This is a genomic window from Psychrobacter sp. 1U2 (assembly GCF_051847575.1).
In genome coordinates this window covers 1-968 of record NZ_JBPYDC010000571.1, presented here as the reverse complement: position 1 = coordinate 968, position 968 = coordinate 1, and the positions used below count along the sequence as shown (strand labels likewise).

The 968-nt window shown below is 42.5% G+C and carries 1 pseudogene; it reads left to right on the top strand.

What is annotated here, in order from left to right:
• Positions 1–207: 207 nt before the first annotated feature.
• Positions 208–968 (top strand): annotated as a pseudogene (locus ACS8FD_RS17340) (ribonuclease R); the annotation flags it as partial.

Genomic DNA, 968 nt, shown 5'->3' with positions numbered 1-968 from the left:
CAAACGACTGTACTTGAAGTATCAAAAGAGTTAGACAGTAAAAAGATTGCAAACCAATCTGGTACTACTGACATCGATATTTGATTAAACAGTCTACCCAAACAGTCAGCTATCGAATAGATATAACCTCATTGACGTCGGGTATTAAAGCGTCGTTCGTGTTAAGATAGCCATTATTAATAATTTTAAAAATAGATACGGTAATTTATGAGTTGGAATGATCCAAACGCCTCAAGTGAGGCACAGAAATATGACAATCCTATCCCTAGTCGTGAGCTGATACTACGTACGATCGCTGAAAACGATGAACCGACACATCAACAGCTGGCAAAAGCTTTTGACATCAATGATCCTGACCAGTTTGACGCATTAGGCAATCGTCTCAAAGCCATGGCTCGTGATGGACAAGTAAATCGTGAAGGACGCCCTTATCGCTTTCGTGCAGTCACGCAACAAGATGTGGTTACTGGTACGGTATCTGCTCATCCAAAAGGCTTTGGTTTTGTGGTACTAGAAGATATGCCAGATTTGTTTTTACATGAAAAACAAATGCGCTGGGTATTTAACGGTGACATGGTCGATGCTGTCGGCACCACAACAGATAACCGTGGTCGTACCGAAGGTCGTATCGTTGATGTGACTGAACGTCATCAAAATCAGTTTATTGGTACGCTTACTCGTGATGAAGATGGTTATTGTGTTGAGCTTGGCAGCCCAAACAACCATCAACCAATCACCGTCACTGATGATAATATACAAGCGGTAGGTGCCAAACAAGGCGATCCGGTGAAAGTTGATGTCATTGACTGGCCCAATCAGCACGAGTTTGCTACAGGTAAGATTACAGAGGTGCTGAGTGACGACAATGACCGTGAACTTATCATTGAAACTACTCTACTCAATTACGATATACCCTCTGAATTCAGTGCAGAAGCGCTCAAACAAGCCAATGACTATAGAGAGCCTAG